The following is an 18107-nucleotide window of genomic DNA, read 5'->3' as shown; positions in this document are numbered from 1 at the left end:
GTGTCTCGGGACAGGTCACGCCCGGAGCGCCCAGGCGTGGCGGGAGGTCTTGCCTGCGTCGTTGCGGATGGGCTCGTGAACGATCTCGATCGATGACGGCGCACGGTGACCCAGCCGGGGCCTGACCCATGCAGCCACATCATCGACTCCGACCATCGCTTCTCCGACGTCGACGACAGCCGCAACCGTCTGGCCGAGCACGCCGTCCCGAATGCCGAACGCGACAGCGCTGCGCACATCCGGATGGGATTCGAGAACCTGCTCGACAGCAACCGGATAGATCTTCTCGCCGCCGCGGTTGATGACATCATCCTCTCGGTCGTGGAGGTAGAGATAACCGGCGTCGTCCACATGGCCGAGGTCTCCGAGCGTGTCCCAGCCCGCATCGTCCCGCCTGGACTCCGCTCCGATGTACTCGTAGGACGGATGCGGCCCTCTGCGCATCCAGACGACGCCGATCTTGCCTGTTGCCGCTTCACCGGCGGCGGAGCGGATCTGCACCTCTGTCCCTCCGATGGGCCTGCCGACGCTCCCCTCGTGAGCGAGCCATTCGTCGCCCCGGATCATCGTGAGCCCGTTGGACTCCGACCCCGCGTAGACCTCGACGACCCTGGCAGCGCCGACCCAGTCGAGGAAGGCCCGCTTCAGGTCGGCTGCGCACGGGGCGCCCATATGCAGCAGCGACTCGACCGATCGCAGCCGGTCGCGACGACGCTCCTCCGGCGGAAGGCGCAGCAGTCGATGCATCATCGTAGGAACGACGAGCGCCCATGTGATCCGGTGCTCCTCCACGGCGTCCAGCCACGCACGCTCGTCGAAGCGATGCAGGATGACCAGGCGATGGCCTGTCAGCAGCCCGCGGAAAGCATACGTGAAGGTGGCGGAATGCGTCATCGGACCGGACACCAGTTGGGTCGCACGCAGCGGCAGGAACGGAGCAACGGGTTGCGTGGGGTCGAGCAGTGCGGCGGCCGTTGAACGTACCACTTTGGGAGTCCCCGTCGACCCCGACGTCGTCGCTGCTTTCCAGCTGGTGGCCGCCAGATCCGGCAGCACGAGCCCGGTCGGCGGCGCATCGACCGATCCGAACCAGGCGATACCGGGAGTCAACGGGGGCGATCCGATGGACGCCGACGGTTTCGAGAGGCGTTCGAGTGCGGTTCGCTCCGCGGCGGTGAGCGCAGTGGACACAGGCTGAGGCGTCGCGCCGGCCTTCCAGATCGCAGCGCACGCGATGACGAAGTCTCCGCCGTTCGGCAAAGACACCATCACGAGGTCGTCCTGGTCGACGCCGCGTGCGCGAAAAGCGTGCGCCAAGCGAGTCGAAGCGTCGTCCAGCGCTCGCGCCGTGAGCTCCCCTGCGGGGTCGACCACGACGACGCGGCAGGGGTCGGTCCTCGCGAGGTCAGTGATGATGGAGGAGATCGACTGCCGCATCGTGGCCGCCCTTCGCCCTGAGCAGGGACTCGTAGAACCGCACATGAGCGTACGCCGCCGCATCCCACGTGTACGACGCCGCCAACCGTCGTCCTCCTTCAGGATCGTGCACACGAACGGTGCTCGTCGCGGCGGCGAGCGCGGCGGCGATCCCCGGCACGTCCTCGGCGTAGCTCACGGCATCGCCGAAGACCTCACGCAGCACCGGAAGGTCGCGCGCCACCACAGGCACACCGGCCGCGAGCGCCTCCATCGCGGCCAGACCGAAGCCCTCCTTCGTGGATACGAAGCCGAGTGCACGCGCGGCAGCCACAACGGCCGGAACCTCGTCGTCCGGGAGGACGCCGAGCACGGTGGGCTGCAGACCGAGCTCCGTGGCCCGACGCTCGAACTCCTCGCGATACGGACGGTAGTCGAACAGCGTCTCTCCGCCGACGAAGACGAGGCGGAGATCGGGATTGCTCTCCCGCGCGAGCGCGAAGGCCTCGAGCAGGTCGATCGATCCCTTGCGCGGCTCGATCCCGCCGAGAGCGAGTACGTAATCGCCCAACTGGGCGCGCCACCGCTCCCGCCCCGCATCGCCTGCGGATCCTGCGGCAGCGGCGAAGCGCGCCGCATCGACGCCGTTGGGTATCACGGTCGGTGCACAACCATATCCGCGCGCGACCTCAGCGGCGACGGCACGCGAGACGCAGATGCGCGCGATCGGATCGCGGATCGCTCTTTCATGGCATTCGACCAGCCGTGGAGTGGTGAACGCATCGAGGTGGTGGATCGTTCGCACATATGGCCTCCCCGCGGCGCCGACGGCATTCGCGGAGATGCAGTCCTGAGCGTGCACGATGTCGGCGTCGCTCGAGAAGGCGCGCGACATGGCGTCGATCGATCGCTCGATGCGCTCTGCGACGGTCTCGCCGTCGCATCCGTCGAACGGGACGACGCGCACTCGCACCCTCGGATCGACCTCGCGGAAGAACGCCGTGTCCTGACCGCGTCCGAGAGTCCAGACTTCGACGTCATGGCCGAGCGCCGCGAGCGCCTCTGAGACGGCCAAGGTATGGACAACGCCCCCACGAGGCTTCGTGGAGTATGTGACCTGCGCGACTCTCACGTCGCTCCCTTCGAATGGCGCATGCGACTGCCTCTTATGCGACAGTGGTCCGGTAGGCGTGTTCCGCGCGCTGGTTGATGTGGTGAAGCGATCGGCGAGCGCGCGAGACGGACGCCGTCACGTCCGCTCCGGCGATGGCGAGACCGCCCTTTGCCCAGGTCTTGGCGATGATCTCGCCAGCAGGGTCGACTGTTTTCGCCTGTCCGAGGAATCGGAGCCCGCCGAGCACGCCGGTCTGGTTGGACGAGACCAGATAGACCTGGTTCTCGGCCGCCCTCGCGCAGTCGTAGAGGTCGAAGAGGTGCGCCTGCCTGTCGTTCCTGATGCGGTCGGAGCGGTCGGTGGTGCTGGCCGGCCATGCGCTCAGACATGCGAGAATCTGCGCCCCGTCGAGCGCCAGCGAGCGAGCCGACTCCGGAAACGTCTTGTCGAAATCGATGAGCATGCCGAGACGTCCCACCGGTGTGTCGAACGCCGCGAATCGATCGCCTGCACGATAGACGCTGGATTCTCCGAGTGGCAGGTGCACCTTCCGGTGCGTACCGAGGATGCCATCGCCGGTCACGCACACCGCCGTGTTGTATCGCACCTCGGCGCCGTCGAGGAGAGCCCGCTCTGCGATGCCGAAGCACACGGTCATGTCGCCGGCGAGGGCGATCACCGACGCGACCTCCGGCCCGTCGAGGTCGACGGCGTCCGGCGTGCTGTCCTCTCCGCCTGCCGGGTGCTGCAAGTCGTGCAGGTAGCCGCCGATCGTCGCATCCGGAAGGACGAGCAGGTCGACGCCTTTCTCACGGGCCTGTTCGACGATTCCTGCCAGCTTCGCGAGTGTGCGCTCGATGTCTCGGCCGAAGTGCGCGGCGACTCCCGCCATCGTGACAGTGACCATTGCTTCAGGGTATAGCGCTGCATCCGGACCTCCTCAGGAGACGCGGGCACGCTCATCCAGCGTCGCGCCGATCACGTCGGCGATGTGCTCGGCATCGCGGGCGATGGCGTGGAAACGTCCTGACCCCCACGTGCGCATCCACGGAAGTCCGATGAACTGGAATCCGGCCACCTGCGTTGCGCCCCACGAATGGACGGGATGTCCTTCGTGGTCGAGCACGTCGAGGTCACCGAGCCACGACCAATCGGCGCGGAAGCCGATCGACCAGATGACGCTCGCGACCTCCGTCGCCGGAAGTGATGTGGCAGCAGCGCCCGGATGCCACACCGCGGGGCGGCGAGGCTCGAAGGGTGCCTCGATCCCCTCGCGCTCGATATAGCGGTCGATGTCGTTCTTGATCGATTCGGCCACGGAATCGGCATAGTCGAGGTTGTCGCCGAGAGACTCGTCGAAGCGGAACGCGCCGCCGGAGAAGCTCGTCGCCCGCCCGTGGAGCCGCATCCCACGGAGCGCGAACTCGCGCAGATCGATGTCGCGACCGCCGTCGCGTCCTGTGACGTAGTGGTTGGTCGACTCCCGTTTGGCGAGACCCCTCGTCGTGACGGCGACGTCGTACACGCCCATCTCGGCAAGCCAGGTCATGCAGTCCTTCCCCCGATAGAAGCGGGCGACGCGGGGGGCGCGCCCGAGTGCCAGGTGCACCTCTCGTCCCTCGAGGAGGAGGTCCTCTGCGATCTGGGTACCTGATTGGCCGGAACCGATCACGAGGACGGGCCCATCGGGCAGCTGGGCGGCATTGCGGTACTCGTGGGAGTGCAACTGGAACACCCCGGCTGGAATGTCGCCCGCCCACGCCGGGGTGACCGGAAGGTGGTAGCCGCCCGTCGCGGAGGTGACAGAGTCGGCGGTGATCGTTCCGGCACTCGTATGCACGACGAAGCCACCGCCCGGCCGCAGCTCGATCTGCGTGACCGAGACCCCCTCGGCCACCGGGGCATCGAACGTGTCGGCGTACTGTCGCGTCCATGCGAAGACCTCGTCCCGCGCCATGAAGCCGTCAGGGTCAGGCCCTTCGTAGGCATAGCCGGGAAGGCGGCAGTGCCAGTTCGGAGTGACCAGGGTGAAGTTGTCCCATCGGCCCTCGCGCCACTCGTGTGCGACGGTCTCGCGTTCGATGACGACATGACGCACGCCGGACCGCACCAGGTGCCAGCTCACTGCCAGTCCCGCTTGTCCGCCTCCGACGACGACGGCGTCGAAATGCTCGCCGTCGTGCAGGCGCGTGGGGATCATTCGGCGCTCACCTGGAGAGGCGGTTGCATCGCGACGATCTCGACGTCGCCCGAGGCATACGAATCCGCGGCAGCGATGATCGTCTCCTCCGAGTGCTTCGCGGAGGTGCAGGCGAAGCCGTACTTGGCCAGAACCCGGTCGCCTGCGAGGCCGAGCGCCTCGCAGGCGCGGCGGACGAAATCGGAGACCGAGTAGCGCTCGCCGACGGCGATGAAGTCGTGCATCACGAGGCTGGGCGAGTAGTGCGAGGTCTGCTCCCCATCGGGCCAGCGGACGGCGAACGTCATCTCAGGCATGCGCGAGTTCCCTCCATCGATTGGCCTGCGCGGAGTCGGACGCGGCGTCGGTGACCGGGCCGTATACGTCGGGGCGGCGGTCGCGCAGGTGGAACATGCCTCCGCGCATGGAGCGGAAGGTACCGTCCACGTCGATCTCGGCCACGGCCAGTCCCGCACCGAGCAGAGTCGTGTCGAGGACGTTGCCACCAGGGTCGACGATCTTCGCGTTGCCGACGTACCGGAGCGACCCGAACGTGCCTGACTGGTTCGACGCCATCCAGAACACTTGGTTGTCGAGCGCGCGGGCGATGTCGAACTGGTTGAAGCGGTAGGTCCACCGGTCGTCCTGCAGGTTCTCTGCTGCGGCCGTGCGGGCGGCTGGCCATGCCGACATGCTCACGATGATCTCCGCGCCGTCGAGCGCAAGCATCCGCGCCGCTTCGGGGAAGGCCTTGTCGTAGCAGATCTGCATGCCCACCCTGGCGAGCGGAGTGTCGAACGCGCAGTACTCTGAGCCCGCCGAGTACGACATGTGCTCGCCGAGCGGCTGATGAACCTTGCGGTACGAGCCGTAGACGGTCGTCCCATCGAGACAGACCGCCGCGTTGTAACGCGTCTCGCCGTCGTCGCCCAGTTCGCAGAACCCGATGGTCACGATCGTGTCGCCCGCCAGTTCCTGCACCCGTCTGATCTCGGGGCCGTCGATGCGGATGGCTGGCGGGAGCGATCGCTTGGTGGTCGCGACCGTGTCGTCGTGGTTGCCGAGCGACGACAGATACCCGCCGATCGCAGCTTCAGGGAACGTCACGAGCTGCGCGCCCTGCGCTCTGGCGTCTTCGAGGAGTTGTTCGATGAGAGTGTAGTTCTGGTCGAGATCTCGCGTGAAGTTCGCCGAGACCGACGCAACAGTGAGAGCCATCGGAAGCCTCAGAGGTTGTAGGTGGAGTTGATGATCGCGCCCTTGCGCGCGTAGTAGATCAGCGCGTCCTGCACGTCGAGCGGATGCGCCGGGATGACGCCTTCGATGAGGTCCTCCTCGCGAACGCCGTGCAGCGCGAGACCGAAGCGGCAGGCGTAGACCGTTCCGCCTTCCTCGATGAACGTCTCGAGGGACCCGTTCATGTTCAGCTCGCCGGGGAAGCCCGCATCTCCGGTCGCGGGGAACCCGCGGTTTGCCGTGCAGGCCAATGTCCCGGGACCGTAGAAGTAGATCGCCGATTCGAACCCCTTTCGCAGAGCCCTCGTTGCCTGCAGGATCGCGACGAAGCTCACCGAGGACTCGTGGGGGATTCCGTGGATCAGCGTGAAGTAGGTCTCACCGTCCTCGGCCTGGAAATCGGGGAAGAGCTTCGTCGACCCGTAGATGTTGCTCCCCTTGGGGAGCGACGGGTGCGGGATCTCGCCGAGCGACTTTGCGATGTTCTCAGCGATCTGGGCGTCGATGTCTTCAGGCATGATGCGTCTCTTTCGTTGGGATGGGTCATGAAATGGACGGAGGAGGCTATCGGCCGAACGCGCTTCCGAGTCCGGTCGGCGATGTCGTGCAGACGAAGGTCTCGACGTCGTCGGGCCAGCGAAGAGTTACGTCAGTGGTGGCGGTGAGCGCGCCGATCACCGCGGTGTCGGCGATCTCGGAGGTCATGCGCGAATGTCCCGGGCGATCAGAAGTCAGCATCCCGAAGCCGGGGAAGCAGGTCAGCCAATCGCCGAAGGTCACGTCGGCAGGGGCGGGAATCGCCGCGACGTCGATCGCGAGGCCCGCACCAGACGCCTCGGCGAGCATCGCGGCGCTGCCGACGATGCCGCCCATGCTCACGTCCTTCGCCGCGGCCGGTCGGGCACGGCGCACGGTAGAGCCCAGTTCGCGCAGTTCTGCCCTCGACCGTGCCGATGTGGTGTCCCATTGCCGCCCCTCGAAACCGCGGCGCCACCCACCGCGCAGATCCACTGTGAGACTGAGGGCGTCACCGAGGCGGCCGCCCCCACCCGGCACCGGTCGCTTCGTCCGCCCGAGAGCGGTCACCGAGAGCGTGGAGGCGACGCCGAGCTGCGTGTGGCCGCCGAGGATCGGCAGGCCCCACGCGTCTGCTCCGCTGCGGAGCCCCGCAAGGATGCGGCGAGCGAAGGAGGCCGTCGGTGCGGCGACCGAGTCGAGCAGCCCGACGGGCTTCGCGCCCATTGCCGAGAGGTCATTGACATTGACGAGCACGGCGCACCACCCCGCCCATTCCGGATCACGTTCCACCATGGCGGGAAGGATCGCGTCGCAGGCGGCGATCACGTCCGTCCCCGGAAGGTGCGCGCCGTCGTCGCCGACGAATCCCGCGCCGCCGAGGGAGCTCGGATCGTCACGCCGAAAAGTGCCTATCAGGTCGCCGATCGGACCTTTCGTCGCCTGCAGGAGGCGTTGGACGCGGTCGATCGGCCAGCGCATGCGCACGTGAGGGACACCCCCGACAGCCGTCCGCCCCCATGTGTGCCAGCCGAGATGCAGGAACAGCGGCTCGTTGCGCTCCTGGACCGTCGCCTCGAAGCGGAGGACGCCAGATGCCAGCGCTGTCGCGCACGCCTCGCGGACAAGAGCCGAGCCGATACCGCCTGCACCACGGGCGTCGCGGCGCACCACGAGACGGCTCCCCGTCCACCAGCCGATGTCGCGTCCTTCGACAGCAGGTGCGAGTCGCACCCCGCCCAGGACAGTCCCTTCGCGGTCGACGCAGACGAGGACGGTCGTCCTCGGGTCGTCGTCGATGCGGTCTGAGTCATCCGCGTCGAAGATCCCCTGCTCCGCGATGAACACGTCGCGCCTGATGGCACGGTAGTCCTCGACCTGCTGCGGCGTCGCGCGCTCGATGCGCCACTCGGCCTGAGCCGCCGGATGCGACCGCCGAGGGCCGCCCGTGATGATCGGGACCTCGAACATGTCAGGCGCCAGCCGTCTTCAGTGCGCTGCAGGCACCGCACGCAACGCAACCGGCCCGCTGGTCCTCGCCGCGCATCCCCGCGGCGCTGAGGAGCGCTGCGACGCGGCTGGTGACCGAGGCGAGGACCGAGCGGTGCGGAGCCTGCACCTTGTCGACGTCGGTGGCCAGCGTGCCTTTGAGCGGCCGGAAGGGGACGACGAACGGATACACCCCCATCTCTATGAGCTCTCTGGCTCCTTCGACGAGCTCGTCAGGGTCCTCGCCCATCCCTACCAGCAGATACGTCGAGACCTGGTTGCGCCCGAACACCCGCACCGCCTCGCGCCATGCGGCCCGGTACTCGTCCATGCTCACGCGAGACTTGCCCGGCATCCACCTGGCGCGCACCTCGTCGTCCATCGACTCGACATGGATGCCGATGGAGCGTGCCCCGGCGTCGTAGAGATCGGTGATCGCCTGCAGATCAGCCGGCGGCTCGCACTGCACCTGGATCTCGATGCTCGGCACAGCCTTCTTGACGGCCCGTACACAGCGGGCGAGATGCTTCGCGCCCCTGTCCCAGCCGTTCGAGGTGCCCGTTGTCATCACCATGCTCGTGACGCCGTCGAGTCGCACCGCGGCCTCGGCGACCTCTGCCAGCATCGATGGCGTTTTCACCGCGACGGTGAGTCCCGCATCCAACGAGGCCTCGATCGCACAGAACCGGCATCGCTCGCTCTCGTCATAGCGCACACAGGTCTGCACGACCGTGGTCGCAAGCACGTTCCTTCCGTGGAGCTTGGCGATCATCTCGTAGTTCACGCCATCAGCCGTCTCGAGGTCGTAGAACCGCGGCCTCACCACCGGCGCAACGTCGAACCCGAGATCGGCACCGTCATGGGTCAGCCGACCGTTCGGCGTCACGACATACGGGCTCTCGGGGTTGAGCGGGATGGCAGCGCCCTCCCCGTCCAGGATGAAGTGACCGTCGTCACTGGGGCCGGCACCCCCCGCCCGGCGGACCGGAGCATCGCTTCGCACGCCCAGCAGTGCGATGTTCACGCGGGTCGAGACGCGAGGTACTGCGTCAGTCGAGACTTCGGTGGCGGGAGTCATGACTCCAGTAGACGGCTGCGTTGTTTCAATATGGCTACGAACGGAATGCACTCATGTTTCCGCCGAAGAAGATTGGGTTACGCAGCGAAGTGCCATAGATGCGAGATCGCGGTGGCTGCGGACGGCCATCGCTGTGGACGCAGCGCCAGAAGGTCATCCGGACAGCAGAGAACCCCTGCGCTGACAGGGGTTCTCAATGGCGGTGACGGTGGGATTTGAACCCACGGTAGGGGGTTACCCTACACAACATTTCGAGTGTTGCACCTTCGGCCGCTCGGACACGTCACCGCGGACAAGTTTACGCATCGCTCGCCCGATGCGCGAATCGGCGGGTCCGGCCGCATCGCTCCCGGGCGCGTCGCGCTGACGTCCGAAGAGAACGTCTCCGGATGAGTGAGACGAGCGAAGGTGCGGACTCATGAGAATCATCCGGAGCCGCTGTCTGATGCCTGACGTACGCTGACCACGTGCCATCGTCAACACGGGTCCTGTGGATTGCGATCCTCGCGTCGTTCGTGGCGTTCCTCGACGGCACGGTCGTCAACGTCGCGCTCCCGGCGATCGATCGCGAACTCGGCGGCGGCCTCGCCACGCAGCAGTGGGTGGTCGACGGCTATCTGATCACCCTCGGCGCCCTGATGCTGGTCGCAGGGTCGATCAGCGACGCGTTCGGACGCGGCCTCGTGATGAATATCGGCCTTGTCGGTTTCGGCGTGGCCTCGGTCGCGATCACGCTCGCACCCGATCCGCTCATCCTCGTGGTCGCGCGCCTCGTGCAGGGCGCCGCCGGTGCGTTCCTGGTGCCCAGCTCCCTCGCGCTGATCACCTCGACGTTCTCCGGCGCAGCCCAGGCGAAGGCCATCGGCACGTGGACGGCGCTGACCACAGGCGCGATGGTCGCAGGCCCACTGACCGGCGGCGCGCTGGTGGATCTCGCCAGCTGGCGCCTGGCCTTCCTGATCAATGTGGTCCCCATTGCGATCACGCTGTGGCTGCTGCGAGGTGTCAAAGACCCTCCGCGACGGCCGGATGCCCGCATCGACCTGATCGGCGCTGTGCTGTGCACTGTGGGCCTCGGCGCACTCGTGTTCGGGCTGATCGAACAGCCCCGCCTCGGCTGGGCGCACCCCGCGATACCGATCACGCTCGCCGGCGGCGGGGTGCTGTTCGTGCTGTTCCTCATCCGGCAGCGCACCGCCCGCTCGCCGATCCTGCCGCTCGATCTCTTCCGCGTGCGCAACTTCTGGGTGGGCAACATCGCCACGACGCTGATCTACGCGGCGCTGTCGCTGAACGGTTTCGTGATGGCGATCTATCTGCAGGAGGGCGCTGGCCTGCCCGCCACACTCGCGGGTCTGGCGAGCCTGCCGATGACCATCCTGATGATCCTGCTCAGCTCCCGCATCGGCGCTCTCGCCGGCCGCTGGGGGCCCCGACTGTTCATGACGATCGGGCCTGTGCTGATGGGCATCGGCTCGCTGCTGTTCCTCTCCGTGCGGGAGGACTTCTCCTACTGGTGGCAGGTGCTGCCTGGCATGATCGTGTTCGGGCTCGGCCTGTCGATCATGGTCTCGCCGCTCACCGCCGCGATCCTCGGCGCGATCGAGCCGGCGCGCAGCGGTATCGCCAGCGCGGTCAACAATGCGATCTCACGCGTCGCCGGGCTGATCGCGGTCGCCGCTGTGGGAACGATCGTCGGGGGCACCCTCGACCTCGACGGGTTCTACCGGGCGGCAGTCGTGGTCGCGGGCCTCATGATCGTCGGCGGCCTCGTCTCACTCGCCGGCATCAGGAACCCGGCCCGCGCACCCAGCGAAGCGGAGTAGCCCACGGGGCCACGGGACCGGATGTCGCAGGCCCCGCATACGCTGGACCCATGGCTTCGAAACGTTCCACCGCCGCGTACGTCTGCTCCGAGTGCGGGTGGGCCACAGCGAAGTGGGTCGGCCGCTGCGGCGAGTGTCAGCAGTGGGGCACGGTCGTCGAGGTCGCGCAGCAGGCGGCGCCGAAGCGCGTGAAGTCGATGATCCCGACATCGGCCGCCGCACCGATCACGCAAGTCGTCACCCAAGAGGCTCCGCGGCGCCCGAGCGGCATCGGCGAGTTCGACAGGGTGCTCGGCGGCGGCCTCGTGCCGGGTGCGGCCATCCTGCTGTCGGGCGAGCCCGGCGTCGGCAAGTCGACGCTGCTGCTCGAGGTGGCGGCGCGCGCTGCGGCGACCGGGCGGCGCGTGCTGTACGCCAGCGCCGAGGAGTCTCCCGCACAGGTGCGGCTGCGCGCCGAGCGCACCGGCGCGATGCACGACGAGCTGTTCCTGGCGAGCGAGACGGATCTCGGCACGATCATCGGCCACATCGATTCCGTCGAACCCGAGCTGATGATCGTCGACTCGGTGCAGACGGCGTCATCGTCCGAGTCGGACGGGGCGGCCGGCATGCCCGGCCAGGTGCGAGAGGTCGCGGCCACGCTCATCCGGATCGCGAAAGAGCGGAACCTGCCGATGATCATCGTCGGGCACGTCACGAAGGACGGCCAGGTCGCCGGCCCCCGTCTGCTCGAACACCTGGTAGACGTCGTGTGCCACTTCGAGGGCGACCGCCAGACGGCGCTGCGCTTCGTGCGCGCACTGAAGAACCGGTTCGGGCCGACGGATGAGGTCGGCTGCTTCGAGATGACCGGCGACGGGATCGCCGAGGTGCCCGACCCGAGCGGGCTGTTCCTCTCTGGAGGCGATCCGGAGAACGGCACGTGCGTCGGCATCTCGATGGAGGGGCGGCGCGCCCTGCCGGTCGAGGTGCAGGCGCTGACGATCGGGACGTCCGCTCCGAACCCGCGCCGCATCGTGCACGGCGTCGACGCGTCACGAGTCGCGATGGTGCTGGCGGTGCTCGAGAAGCGCGCGGGCATCACGACCAGCAACTGCGACGTCTACGTCTCGACCGTCGGGGGTGTGCGCTTCACCGAACCGGCCGCCGACCTCGCGATCGCCGTCGCTGTGGCAGGCGCTTTGGGCGATTGGAGCGTGGGCAAGGACGTCGCCGCGGTCGGCGAGCTGAGCCTCGCCGGGCAGGTGCGCCCCGTCACCCAGTCCGCGCAGCGCCGCTCGGAAGCGGCGCGCCTCGGCTACGGGCGCGTCGTCGACGCCGAGTCCGCGACGGTCAAAGAGGCGATCCGTACGATCCGGATCCAGCCCCGTCCCCGCGCGCTCCGCGCCGTCACCGACGAGGTCCCCTCACCGTTCTGACCCACGCCCCGCTGCCGAGATGCGCACTTCTCGCCGAGATGCGCACGTTTTCGACGCTTCTCGGGCGAAAAGTGCGCATCTCGCGAGCCCTGCTCAGCGCGCCGCGCCACCCGGCTCACCGGGTCACGCCGCGATCGAGTAGCCCGCCTCGTCGATGGCGGAGCGGAGCGCGGCAGGGTCGACCGCTGCGGCGCTGCCGATCGTGACGGTCGAGATGCCGCCTGCAACCAGGTCGACCGAGACCTGCTCGACGCCGTCGATCTTGCTGACCTCTTCGGTCACCGCCGAGACGCAGTGTCCGCAGGTCATGCCCTCGACCTGCACCGTCGTGGTCTCGGCTGCCGCGGGAGCCGCGGTTTCGGCCGCTCCAGCGTCACCGCATCCACCGCAGCCGCAGCTGGTTTCCTGCGTCGCGTCCGTCAGCCCGAGCTCGATCCGCTGAGTCTCCATGGTTGTGTCCTCTCCTCGAAAGTCCGTCAGGGCATCCGGATCGCCACCGCTGCCCTCGCACCCCACTATATACCCCCTGGGGGTATCCGGAGCGGCATTCCCTTTCAGCTTCACTTCCCCGACCGCGGTATCAGCACGTGCGGTGAGAACTGCTGCTCCGCCCGGAACCATCGAGACCGTGGCGTTCGGCGATCGCACGAATGCTGCCTCTGCCGTAGCCGCGCCCCTGCTCTGCTTTGCACGACGCGATGCGTACTCCGGAACGTCTGACCGTGCCGCCGTAGAGGTTCTCGACACGCAGCATGACGGATCATCGGTGCACGAGTGCCGCCGCTTGCACCGACCACCGTTCCGAACCCGGCCGGATCGTCCTCGACCACGCCGATCCGGTTCACGCTGCCCTCCTCGCCCGTGGGCCCCGGTTCAGCTGAAGCCGACGACCCGCCGCGCGACGCTGTACGCCAGCGACGTCACGCGCCGCCCCGCACCACCTGGCAGATTGCTCGTCGACCCGAGGAACGTGCGCCGCAGCCGCGTGTACAGCCACGGGCTCTCGGCCTTGACCTCGCGCCAGAACGCGTCGCGCGCCGCGAGGTGCTCCACGGTGCCGCCCCTGGCGAGCGTCGCAGACGTCACGGCGCAGATCTGCTCGACGTAGTGCAGCAGCGCACCCTGCAGCTCCACGGGCACACGTCCTGTCGCGACGTCCTCGAGCGATGGCATCGCCTTCAGCACGAGCTTGTTCACGAGCAGCTGCTGGTCGACGCGCCGCAGCATCACCGCGGGGTCGACCGACTGCTCCGCCCGGCCGATGAAGTAGTGGTACAGCGGAACCGGCAGATAGTACATGCTGCGCACGTGCGAGAGCGGTTCGACGACGTACAGGTTGTCGACGTAGAAGGTGTGCTCGGGCAGCACCATGCCGCTGCGCCGCACGACCTCGGTGCGATATACGATCGCGTGCATCATCAGGATCTGGCGCCTGGCGAAGCGCCCGGTCTGCTCCCACGAGAAGATGCGGTGCTCGGGGAAGACCGTATCGAACGTCGTCACGCGGTTGTTCTTGCCGACGCGGTCGCGCACGTAGTCCGTGAACACCGCGTCGACGCCGCCGCCCTCCTCGATCGTCTGCAGCGTGCGAAGCAGCTTCTCGAGCGCGGGCACGCTCAGCCAGTCGTCAGCGTCGAGCACCTTCAGGTAGGTACCCGTGGCGTGAACGAGGCCGGTGTTGATGGCACCGCCGTGTCCGCGGTTGTGCTGGCGCACGACCCGGATGGTCTCCGGCCGCCTGTAAGCGAAGCCATCGGCGATCGAGGCGGTCGCGTCGGTCGACCCGTCGTCGACCACGATCACCTCGATGCCTCGCTTCACGCGGACGAGCGGCTCAAGCGCCCGTCGAAGATAGGCCTCCGCGTTGTAGGCGGGGACCACGATCGTCAGAAGCGGCATGACACTAGTGTGCCTGGAGTTCGGTGTCCTCCGCGGGAGCGTCCGCGGTTTCTTCCGGCTTCTGCCGGAAAATCAGCTTGAAGATGGGGTAGAACACCCAGAACGAGATCGCCGCGTTGATGATCATCGTCACGACGTCGGCCACGAGCTCACCCGTGGGACCCCAGCCCCATGCGTTCATCAGCAGGTCGTAGATGGGCGCCTTGTAGAAGCCCTGCGCCGCGGCGGCGATGAACGTGATCACGATGTACGCCAGCGTGTACCACCCGGCGGCGACCCACGCCGACGTGTTCGACTTGAATGTGATGTTCCGCTGAGCGAAGAAGTTGAGCACCTGTGCGATCAGCAGCGTGATCTGCACAGACAGGAAGTACGCCAGTCCGCCGCCGCCCGCGGGCAGCGCGCCCACGGCGTAGTCGAACATGTAGTACTGGCTGCCATCGACGTCGCTGCCGACCGGCAGCGCCTGGAAGCCGACGTTCATCAGGTCGGTGTAGGTCTCGAAGCCCCACCGGAACACCGGCATCAGCGAGAGCTGCAGCACGGTCACGCCGTTCGACAGGATGAAGAACATCGCGAACTTCGACAGTTCCGGATGCGAGACCTGGAAGCCCCGCCACCAGCGGGCGATCGCTGCGAACATCAGTCGTCTTCCTTCCCGGCGCCGTCGGCGCGGTTGCTGCTGTTGCCCGCGGCGGCGCGGAACGCGTCGCCCGTGCGCTTCTCCGCGCGGCGGCCGCGCAGGAACGCGGCGATGACGCGGCCGAGGCCGCGGAACGTCTGTCCGTTGACGAGGGTGAGCAGCGCCTCGGTGAGCCGCTGCGTGGCCAGTCCGCCGCTCATCTTGGAGATCACGCGGAACGGGCCGTTGAACAGGAACAGGATGTTCAGGTCGGGTTCGCCCTTGGCTTCCGCGGCGCGGCGGCGCTTGTCGATGATCCGGAACGCGAGCCGCGCGAGCGGGCTGCGCGCCACGTCGAGCCGGTCGATCGGGTCGTTGTATCCGAGTGGGCCAGATCCCCACGCCGCTTCGGGCGCACGGCGGCCGAGCAGCGCTTCGAACGCGTCATCCGGCACATTCCGGATGTCCCCTGTCCGGTACCACTCGAGTTCAGGATCGACGGCTCCGGATGGCACGGTGCCGTCGATCTCGACCGTCGCCGCAAGCGGCAGATCTGCCACGTTCGACCCGACGGCGATCTCATAGTCGCCCGCCTCCGTCTGCCATGCGTCGGAGTCGACGTCGAAGAATCGGAACGCCCGATCGCCGAGTTCGATCGTCACCTCGCGTGACTCCCCTGCCTCGAGGCTCACCTTCACGAAGCCCTTCAGCTCGCGCGAGGGCCGCAGCACCCGGCTGGAACCGCTCTTCCCCACGTACACCTGCGCCACATCCGATCCGGCCGCGCCTCCCGTGTTCGTCACGGTGAACGTGACGCGCTCTTCCGAGGCTGACAGGTCGGAGTACGCGAATGACGTGTAGCTGAGGCCGAATCCGAATGGAAAGGTCACCTCGATGCCGCGAGTGTCGTAGTAGCGGTAGCCGATGAACGGGCCCTCGCGGTATTCGGCGGTGCGGTTCGTGCTCGGGAACCGGCCGACGGTGGGGGTGTCGCCCAGCGCGATGGGCAGCGTCTCGGCGAGGCGCCCTCCGGGGCTCACAGCACCCGTGAGCACGTCGAGGATGCCCTCGGCGCCTGCCTGGCCGCCGAGGTAGCCGTGCACCAGCGCCTGCGCGTCGCGCAGCCACGGCATCGCCACGGGGCCGCCGCCGGAGAGCACGACGACGGTGCGCGGGTTGGCCGCGGCGACCGCACGCAGCAGCCGCACCTGAACGTCGGGCAGGGAGAGGCTCGAGCGGTCGAGACCCTCCGACTCGGCGATCTCAGGCAGGCCCAGCGCCAGCACGGCGACGTCGGCCCGCTCGGCGGCGGCGACGGCCTCAGTGACGAGCTGCGCGTCAGCCGCGCCGTCGCGTCGATAGCCGCTGGCGAAATCGGCGAGATCGAGGTCGGTGGCGCCGATCGCTTCGACGAGCGAGGTGACTCGCGTCGGGTTCACCGACGACGAGCCGGAGCCCTGGTAGCGCGGCGTCTCGGCGAAGTCTCCGATCAGGGCGACGCGCGTTCCGGATGCCAGGGGCAGCAGGGCGTCCTCGTTGCGCAGCAGCACAGCCGACTCGGCCGCGGCGCGGCGGGCCAGTGCGTGGTGCGCCTCCTGGTCGACGCTCGCACGCACAGCGCGGGCGGTGACGCGGGCGACGAGGTTCAGCAGCTCGGCGACGCGGGCGTCGAGGTCGGCCTCATCCAGCTCGCCGCTCTCGACCGCGGCGACGATTCTGCGCACCGAGTCGAAGCCGGGCGACGGCATCTCAAGCGTGCCGCCTGAGCGCACACCGTCCACTGCGTCGTTCCCGCCGCCCCAGTCGGTGATCACAGCACCGTCGAAGCCCCACTCGTCGCGCAGGATGTCGCGCAGCAGGTGCGCGTTCTCGTGGGCGTATGTGCCGTTGATCAGGTTGTACGACGTCATGATCGCCCACGGGTTCGCCTCGCGGACAACGATCTCGAACGCCGTCAGATAGATCTCGCGCAGTGTGCGCTCGTCGATGACGGAGTCCGTCACCATCCGGCGCAGCTCCTGGCTGTTCACGGCGAAGTGCTTCGGCGTCGTCGCCACGCCCTCCGACTGGATGCCGCGCACGTACGCCGCGGCAAGACGGCCCGACAGCACGGGATCTTCGGAGAAGTACTCGAAGTTGCGGCCGCCGAGCGGGCTGCGCTTGATGTTCAGGCCGGGGCCGAGCAGAACGTTCACGCCCTGCGACGACGCCTCTCGGCCGAGCGCGGAACCGATTTCGGCGGCGAGATCCTCATCCCAGGTGTTGGCGATGGTCGCCGACGTCGGGAAGCAGGTGGCCAGCTCCGAGCCGTTGATGCCGAGGTGGTCGGCGGATCCGACCTGCCGCCGGATGCCGTGAGGCCCGTCCGCCATCCAGATCGACGGCACGGAGAGGCGGTCGATCGTGCGGGTCTCCCACGTGTTCTCACCGCTGAGCAGTGCTGCCTTCTCAAGCACGCTGAGCTCAGCGACGAGCTGCGCGGTGTCCTTCACGCTTGTCCCCTTCGATCGTGCGCGCGGGATCCTCCCCGTGCGCTGAACCAGCTTGCTCCTTCGCCGCGTCGGGCGTCGGTTCGGCCGCACAACACGTCGAATTCACCGGATGATCTGCCGCACGTCGAAACAGAGCCGCCGGCACGCACCTGTCGCGCCGTGCGCACCGGCGAGCGCCGCGAGCGCCTACGCAATGTCATACGCACTCGGACGGCCCGTCGTCATCCGCGGCTTCCGCGGGACCCCCGGAAGCCCTCCGAGCTCGCAGACTGTCGCGCTGCCGCCTGGGTGCTCAGACCTCGAGAGCTGCCAACAGCTCGGCGGGCGGGGCCTGCATGGGGTGCGGACCGGCGATGTCGAGGAACACCGTCGTGATCTCGGACGCGTGGCGCGCAAGGAAGGCCTTCAGCCACGCCGGCGAGTACACGCCGATCGCCGGCGGGAGGTTCTCCGGCTTGTTGCGGGCATCGCTGAACAGGAGCAGCGCGACCTGACCGGTCTTCGGGTCGCGGAACGTCCAGACCTCGCCGGAATCGAGCGGGTTGTCGCGAGCGCCGGGCTTCATCAGCGGCACGATCGTGTTGCCGTTGCGCAGCGCCAGGGCGACGGCCGCCATGTCCTGCTTCTCCAGAGCCTGCGCGAGCGCCTCCGAGCGGGTGTCCTGCTCGGTCAGTGCGGCGGCCTTGTTGCGCTTCTTCCCCATCACCCCCACCCTACCGGCGGGTGCTCCCCACGCCCCGCTCGCGAGAAGCGCACTTTTTCGACGAAGTCGCGTCAAAAACGGCGCATCTCGGCGATAAATGCGCATCTCGCGAGCCTCCGA

16 protein-coding genes and 1 tRNA gene are annotated in these 18107 nt (G+C 67.9%); 2 read left to right on the top strand and 15 right to left on the bottom strand.

Translation table 11 applies throughout. The features are described 5' to 3' along the window. Positions 1–15: 15 nt before the first annotated feature. The 10 genes from DZG09_RS05195 to DZG09_RS05150 form a co-directional block, all read right to left on the bottom strand. Positions 16–1437 (bottom strand): class I adenylate-forming enzyme family protein, encoded by a 1422-nt coding sequence (locus tag DZG09_RS05195; RefSeq protein ID WP_162893166.1) that lies wholly within the window; start codon positions 1435–1437, stop codon positions 16–18. Further along, the gene (locus DZG09_RS05190) at positions 1406–2548 is read right to left on the bottom strand and encodes an MSMEG_0565 family glycosyltransferase (protein ID WP_119696592.1); all 1143 of its coding nucleotides are present in this window, start codon (positions 2546–2548) and stop codon (positions 1406–1408) included. The genes DZG09_RS05195 and DZG09_RS05190 overlap by 32 nt, the downstream gene beginning before the upstream one ends. Positions 2549–2582: 34 nt before the next feature. Continuing rightward, positions 2583–3437 (bottom strand): carbon-nitrogen hydrolase family protein, encoded by an 855-nt coding sequence (locus tag DZG09_RS05185; protein ID WP_119696591.1) that lies wholly within the window; start codon positions 3435–3437, stop codon positions 2583–2585. A 33-nt stretch (positions 3438–3470) separates the two neighbouring features. Continuing rightward, positions 3471–4730 carry an MSMEG_0569 family flavin-dependent oxidoreductase gene (locus DZG09_RS05180; protein ID WP_119696590.1) on the bottom strand — a complete coding sequence of 420 codons (1260 nt, stop codon included), beginning with the start codon at positions 4728–4730 and terminating at the stop codon, positions 3471–3473. After that, positions 4727–5026, bottom strand: coding sequence for an MSMEG_0570 family nitrogen starvation response protein (locus DZG09_RS05175; protein ID WP_119696589.1), 300 nt, complete (start codon positions 5024–5026; stop codon positions 4727–4729). Before DZG09_RS05175 ends, DZG09_RS05180 begins: the two co-directional genes overlap by 4 nt. Next, on the bottom strand, positions 5019–5927 hold the full coding sequence (locus DZG09_RS05170) for a carbon-nitrogen hydrolase family protein (protein WP_119696588.1): 909 nt from the start codon (positions 5925–5927) through the stop codon (positions 5019–5021). Before DZG09_RS05170 ends, DZG09_RS05175 begins: the two co-directional genes overlap by 8 nt. A gap of 8 nt (positions 5928–5935) precedes the next feature. After that, entirely contained in the window at positions 5936–6463 is a 528-nt protein-coding gene (locus DZG09_RS05165) for an MSMEG_0572/Sll0783 family nitrogen starvation response protein (RefSeq protein ID WP_119696587.1), read from the bottom strand. Positions 6464–6509: 46 nt separating this feature from the next. Further along, complete coding sequence (locus DZG09_RS05160; RefSeq protein WP_119696586.1) at positions 6510–7931, bottom strand: MSMEG_0567/sll0787 family protein; 1422 nt, start codon at positions 7929–7931, stop codon at positions 6510–6512. A gap of 1 nt (position 7932) precedes the next feature. Continuing rightward, positions 7933–9027 (bottom strand): MSMEG_0568 family radical SAM protein, encoded by a 1095-nt coding sequence (locus DZG09_RS05155; protein ID WP_119696585.1) that lies wholly within the window; start codon positions 9025–9027, stop codon positions 7933–7935. 197 nt (positions 9028–9224) lie between these two features. Beyond that, positions 9225–9315: transfer RNA gene (locus DZG09_RS05150), tRNA-Ser, on the bottom strand. Between the two features lie 179 nt (positions 9316–9494). On the opposite strand from DZG09_RS05150, the gene DZG09_RS05145 reads away from it, so the two are divergent. Next, positions 9495–10853, top strand: a complete 1359-nt coding sequence (locus DZG09_RS05145) for an MFS transporter (RefSeq protein WP_119696584.1) — start codon at positions 9495–9497, stop codon at positions 10851–10853. Positions 10854–10903: 50 nt separating this feature from the next. Further along, positions 10904–12271, top strand: a complete 1368-nt coding sequence (radA, locus tag DZG09_RS05140; RefSeq protein WP_119696583.1) for a DNA repair protein RadA — start codon at positions 10904–10906, stop codon at positions 12269–12271. Positions 12272–12394: 123 nt separating this feature from the next. Here the strand turns inward: radA and DZG09_RS05135 are convergent, their stop codons facing one another. The 5 genes from DZG09_RS05135 to DZG09_RS05115 form a co-directional block, all read right to left on the bottom strand. Further along, positions 12395–12721, bottom strand: coding sequence for a heavy-metal-associated domain-containing protein (locus tag DZG09_RS05135; protein ID WP_119696582.1), 327 nt, complete (start codon positions 12719–12721; stop codon positions 12395–12397). Positions 12722–13144: 423 nt separating this feature from the next. Beyond that, entirely contained in the window at positions 13145–14170 is a 1026-nt protein-coding gene (locus DZG09_RS05130; RefSeq protein WP_119696581.1) for a glycosyltransferase family 2 protein, read from the bottom strand. Between the two features lie 4 nt (positions 14171–14174). Further along, positions 14175–14813 carry a hypothetical protein gene (locus tag DZG09_RS05125; protein ID WP_119696580.1) on the bottom strand — a complete coding sequence of 213 codons (639 nt, stop codon included), beginning with the start codon at positions 14811–14813 and terminating at the stop codon, positions 14175–14177. Next, positions 14813–17284, bottom strand: coding sequence for a glycoside hydrolase family 3 C-terminal domain-containing protein (locus tag DZG09_RS05120; protein WP_119696579.1), 2472 nt, complete (start codon positions 17282–17284; stop codon positions 14813–14815). The genes DZG09_RS05125 and DZG09_RS05120 overlap by 1 nt, the downstream gene beginning before the upstream one ends. Before the next feature lie 292 nt (positions 17285–17576). After that, complete coding sequence (locus DZG09_RS05115) at positions 17577–17987, bottom strand: SseB family protein (protein ID WP_119696578.1); 411 nt, start codon at positions 17985–17987, stop codon at positions 17577–17579. Positions 17988–18107: the final 120 nt, after the last annotated feature.

Source organism: Microbacterium halotolerans, assembly GCF_003569805.1.
Lineage (GTDB): Bacteria > Actinomycetota > Actinomycetes > Actinomycetales > Microbacteriaceae > Microbacterium > Microbacterium halotolerans.
This window is presented reverse-complemented; position numbering and strand designations above follow the sequence as displayed.

Excerpts from the sequence above, each read along its gene's own strand:
- DZG09_RS05170 (WP_119696588.1), bottom strand. The coding sequence starts at position 5,927 with ATGGCTCTCACTGTTGCGTCGGTCTCGGCGAACTTCACGCGAGATCTC.
- DZG09_RS05125 (WP_119696580.1), bottom strand. The coding sequence starts at position 14,813 with ATGTTCGCAGCGATCGCCCGCTGGTGGCGGGGCTTCCAGGTCTCGCAT.
- radA (WP_119696583.1), top strand. The coding sequence starts at position 10,904 with ATGGCTTCGAAACGTTCCACCGCCGCGTACGTCTGCTCCGAGTGCGGG.
- DZG09_RS05135 (WP_119696582.1), bottom strand. The coding sequence starts at position 12,721 with ATGGAGACTCAGCGGATCGAGCTCGGGCTGACGGACGCGACGCAGGAA.
- DZG09_RS05160 (WP_119696586.1), bottom strand. The coding sequence starts at position 7,931 with ATGTTCGAGGTCCCGATCATCACGGGCGGCCCTCGGCGGTCGCATCCG.
- DZG09_RS05175 (WP_119696589.1), bottom strand. The coding sequence starts at position 5,026 with ATGCCTGAGATGACGTTCGCCGTCCGCTGGCCCGATGGGGAGCAGACC.
- DZG09_RS05180 (WP_119696590.1), bottom strand. The coding sequence starts at position 4,730 with ATGATCCCCACGCGCCTGCACGACGGCGAGCATTTCGACGCCGTCGTC.
- DZG09_RS05115 (WP_119696578.1), bottom strand. The coding sequence starts at position 17,987 with ATGGGGAAGAAGCGCAACAAGGCCGCCGCACTGACCGAGCAGGACACC.
- DZG09_RS05165 (WP_119696587.1), bottom strand. The coding sequence starts at position 6,463 with ATGCCTGAAGACATCGACGCCCAGATCGCTGAGAACATCGCAAAGTCG.
- DZG09_RS05155 (WP_119696585.1), bottom strand. The coding sequence starts at position 9,027 with ATGACTCCCGCCACCGAAGTCTCGACTGACGCAGTACCTCGCGTCTCG.
- DZG09_RS05130 (WP_119696581.1), bottom strand. The coding sequence starts at position 14,170 with ATGCCGCTTCTGACGATCGTGGTCCCCGCCTACAACGCGGAGGCCTAT.
- DZG09_RS05185 (WP_119696591.1), bottom strand. The coding sequence starts at position 3,437 with ATGGTCACTGTCACGATGGCGGGAGTCGCCGCGCACTTCGGCCGAGAC.
- DZG09_RS05195 (WP_162893166.1), bottom strand. The coding sequence starts at position 1,437 with ATGCGGCAGTCGATCTCCTCCATCATCACTGACCTCGCGAGGACCGAC.